Origin of the sequence: Citrobacter sp. wls827 (assembly GCF_005280875.1) — a bacterium.
GTDB classification, from domain to species: domain Bacteria; phylum Pseudomonadota; class Gammaproteobacteria; order Enterobacterales; family Enterobacteriaceae; genus Citrobacter; species Citrobacter youngae.
Window position 1 is genome coordinate 1 of record NZ_SZWR01000024.1, and the last position, 3786, is coordinate 3786.

At 52.2% G+C, this 3786-nt stretch carries 5 protein-coding genes; 2 read left to right on the top strand and 3 right to left on the bottom strand.

Going from position 1 to position 3786, the window contains the following annotated elements; genetic code table 11:
• Nucleotides 1–65 precede the first annotated feature (65 nt).
• Both FDX03_RS20415 and FDX03_RS20420 read right to left on the bottom strand, forming a co-directional pair.
• A complete protein-coding gene (locus tag FDX03_RS20415) occupies nucleotides 66–1268 on the bottom strand; it encodes an MFS transporter (RefSeq protein WP_048213653.1) in 1203 nt (400 codons plus the stop codon).
• Nucleotides 1269–1519: 251 nt separating this feature from the next.
• Complete coding sequence (locus FDX03_RS20420; RefSeq protein WP_048213654.1) at nucleotides 1520–2221, bottom strand: autotransporter outer membrane beta-barrel domain-containing protein; 702 nt, start codon at nucleotides 2219–2221, stop codon at nucleotides 1520–1522.
• A 159-nt stretch (nucleotides 2222–2380) separates the two neighbouring features.
• Here FDX03_RS20420 and tag point away from each other — a divergent pair, with 159 nt between their 5' ends.
• Together tag and FDX03_RS20430 are read left to right on the top strand one after the other, a co-directional pair.
• Complete coding sequence (gene tag, locus FDX03_RS20425) at nucleotides 2381–2950, top strand: DNA-3-methyladenine glycosylase I (protein WP_061066787.1); 570 nt, start codon at nucleotides 2381–2383, stop codon at nucleotides 2948–2950.
• Nucleotides 2940–3380: an N-acetyltransferase gene (locus FDX03_RS20430; protein ID WP_048213656.1), complete on the top strand. Its 441-nt coding sequence runs from the start codon at nucleotides 2940–2942 to the stop codon at nucleotides 3378–3380. Before tag ends, FDX03_RS20430 begins: the two co-directional genes overlap by 11 nt.
• Here the strand turns inward: FDX03_RS20430 and FDX03_RS23740 are convergent.
• Nucleotides 3349–3786, bottom strand: a 438-nt coding sequence (locus FDX03_RS23740; RefSeq protein WP_283204890.1) for a molybdopterin dinucleotide binding domain-containing protein, incomplete at its 5' end; no start/stop codon positions are given. The genes FDX03_RS20430 and FDX03_RS23740 overlap by 32 nt on opposite strands.

Consider the following 3786-nt stretch of genomic DNA (forward strand, 5'->3'; position numbering starts at 1 on the left):
AATGCAAACGGCGCATATATTTTTGTAAATATATGCGCCGGGTATTAATCAGACCGCTAATAGATTCAGGCGTGAGCCTCAGTAAATACGCTACGTTGCGGCTGGCGAATGGTGGTAGAAAGCGCCAGCGAGATGATTAACAGCGCAAAGATAACGCAGAAGGTGACATAGAACCCACCAAACAGCGAAGCGATAATCGAACCACAAATACTGCCGATACCAAAGCCAAGATAGATAACACCGTAGTTTTTCGCCAGGTTATTCAGGCCGAAGAACTCACTCACCAGTGACGGGAAGACCGTAATGGTGCCACCGAAGTTGAAGGCAACACAGGCAATGGCTGCGAAGAATGTCACTTCATTCAGCGGGGCAAAAAGCAGCGCCGCCATGCCCACCAGCGAAACAACCTGACCAATGGTGATAACGCGAATACGGGAAATTTTGTCGGACAGAATACCCAGAACCAGACGACCTGACAGGTTCGCGATAGAAATAACGGTTACCGCATTCGCCGCTGTTGCCACATCCATTTTTGCCAGGCTTTGGGCGATATCTTTCGCGACACCAATCACGTAAAGCCCGCTCATGCACGCCGTCAGGAACATCACTGCCAGCATCCAGTACTGTGGTTTACGCATGGATTGTGCCAGCGTGTAGTCATTCTCTACCACGCCATTTACGGCTTTAACTTCCTGGTTTGGCGCATCTTTCATCAGCGTGGAGCCAAAGACAATCATCACCAGTACGATCGCGCCCCAAATCATAAAGGTCTTTTCCAGACCCACAGTGCTCAGCAGTTGGCTGTCGATAAATTTAAAACCAAGGCTACCCAGGCCGTAAGAACCGATCGCAAAGGCGGAAATCAGCCCTTTACGCTCAGGGAACCATTTTACACAGTTGGACAGGGTTAACAGGTAGCCTGCGCCATCCGCCAGACCAACCAACACACCGGCACTCAGCCACAGCATAATCAGGCTGTCAGAATGCGCGGTTAAGAAGAAGCCCACACCCAGTAAGATACCCGATGCCATGGTGACGCGTTTTACACCGAAACGTTCCTGAAGCTTCCCGGCGACGGAAGAAGAGATCGCCAGACCCAGACTCAGCAAACCAAAGGAAAATGCAACCTGACTCACCGGCGCATCAAGCTTAGAAGAGAGCGCACCGTTAAACAGGCTCCAGGTATAAACAGAACCTAATGCAAATTGGGTAATGATGGTGCCGATCAGTGTCAGCCACCGGGTACGCTGATAATCAGAAGTTTTCATGGCAGTCTTCCTGCATAAACAAAATGGGAAATTCTCTGCCGACAACCATACCGAAGTGCTTTTATGACCAGGAGAAAACGGCATGAAATGCCATCAGGACGGAATGAAATGCCTGGATTGCGGAATGAATGACGAGACAAAAAGTCGGGTTACTGAATTTTATTGCCGGAGTTAGTGCACGCTATCGCTGGAATGCGTGTGATTATTGATCCCGATATGTAACGTAGATGTTTTATCCCGGCTTTCTTTCGTTAAAATTTAGCGCTCACTCCCATGGTGTACAGATAATCGCTGTTATTCGTACTATTTTCTGCCTGAGAAAGTGCCGCATAGGCAGCCATATGCTGATTCAGCAGCATATCTGCACCGACAGTGACATCGACCCAGTTACCATCCTGACTCGCCGCCGCCATACGATTGAGACCCGATTGCGCCTTCCAGATATTCTCGCCAAACTGCTGGTTATAGCTGATTTGCGCCCATGACCGTACATCGCCAAACTGCGAGTCGACCCGCCAGCCCAGGGTACTGACGCTGGCATGCCACATCGGATCGGTCAGCGTTAGCGAAGTCACACTGTCGCCAAATTCGTTGTAGGTAGAGGTGGCTGAACCATCATAATGCAGGGCTGCGACGGGTCCCGTCGTCACCTTACGGGAAAGGGGAAAATTCCAGCCCACGCTCATACCGCTGGTCGCATCCAGAGCCGTTTGGTCCGCCAGATTCACCACCGGCCCCGCCACGTTCTGGGTGGAGCGAATGCGCTCTTCCAGAATGTCGTTATAACGTGGTTGGTGATCGCTGTCCCATGTATAGCGTTCCGACGTATGACCGGACAGCGCATCAACGATATATTCTTGTTGCCAGCCATATGCCGTATTGGCAAACAGCGCACAGACGATGACGTTCGCCAGAGTTAACCTCTGACGACCACTACTGTTTCTTATAATCATCAACGCGACTCCAGAAAAGAGCCGAATACGGCGATATTATTGTCATTGTTTAAAGGATATCGGGCACATGAGGCCCTGTATTAAATATTGTCTTTTTAGCGGGCGCGTCAAGGCGGGCCGAATGAAATTTTTACGCCAGTAAAAACAGCGAGGAAGAGTATGCAACGTTGCGGCTGGGTCAGTCAGGATCCACTATACATTGCCTATCATGACAAGGAATGGGGCGTCCCGGAAACCGATGGTAAAAAGCTGTTCGAAATGATCTGCCTTGAAGGCCAGCAGGCTGGGCTGTCGTGGATAACGGTGCTGAAAAAACGGGAAAACTATCGCCAGGCATTTCACCACTTCGATCCTGCCACCGTTGCGGCGATGACCGAAGAGGATGTAGAAAGGCTGGTACTGGATGCCGGTATTATCCGCCATCGGGGAAAGATTCAGGCCATTATCGGCAACGCCCGCGCCTGGCTGGCAATGGAGCAAAACGGTGAGCCGTTTAGCGAGTTCGTCTGGTCATTCGTCGATAACCAACCGCAGTTAACCCGTGCCGCCAGTCTGAGCGATATCCCTACTTCAACGCCCGCCTCTGACGCACTTTCTAAAGCGTTAAAAAAACGTGGATTTAAGTTTGTTGGCACCACTATCTGTTACTCCTTTATGCAGGCATGCGGTCTGGTCAACGACCATGTCACCGGCTGCATCTGTTACCCAGGAGAACAACATGATTCGTGAATCCAACGCTGACGATCTGGCACCAATTCTGGCACTGTGGATGGAAAGCACCATTTTTGCCCATCCTTTTATCGAAGAACGCTACTGGCGCGAGAGTGAGCCTATCGTACGTGATGTCTACCTGCCCGCTGCGCAAACCTGGGTGTGGGAAGAAAACGGTGTGCTCAAAGGTTTTGCCAGCGTGATGGAAGAGCGCTTTTTAGGCGCGCTGTTTGTCGCGCCTGCCGCCATCAGAAGCGGTATCGGTAAAGCACTGGTGCAACATGTGCAGCAGCGCTTTTCGTTGCTCAGCCTGGAGGTCTACCAGAAGAACCAATCAGCGGTAAACTTCTACCACGCACTGGGCTTTCGCATTGAAGACAGCGCATGGCAGGAAGAGACTCACCATCCAACCTGGATTATGGGCTGGCAGGCGGATCAAACGCGGTAAGTGTCAGCGTGGGCCCACTGTACTTCTCCAGCCACGCCAGCGCGGTGTTGCCCGCACAGCCGTTCCCCAGCTTCGAGCTGGGGAGATCTTTGGTCAGCACGTTGACAGCACCATTTTTACAAATCCCGTCGGCGGCCGGGTCCAAATCAGGCCAGGCCCCCTCATGAATACAAATCACGCCAGGTTTGATCCCTGTCGTCACGACAGCACCCGCCAGGATATGCCCGCGGTGGTTCCACACTCTGACCGTATCGCCATCGGCAATCCCCCGCGCTTGCGCATCCTGCGGATGAATTGTTACCGGCTCCCGATCCGCCACCGCATACTGTTCGCGTAACGCACTGTAGTTGAGCTGGCTGTGCAAACGGTGAGCCGGATGGGCGGAAAGCACCTGCAGTTGGTCGGG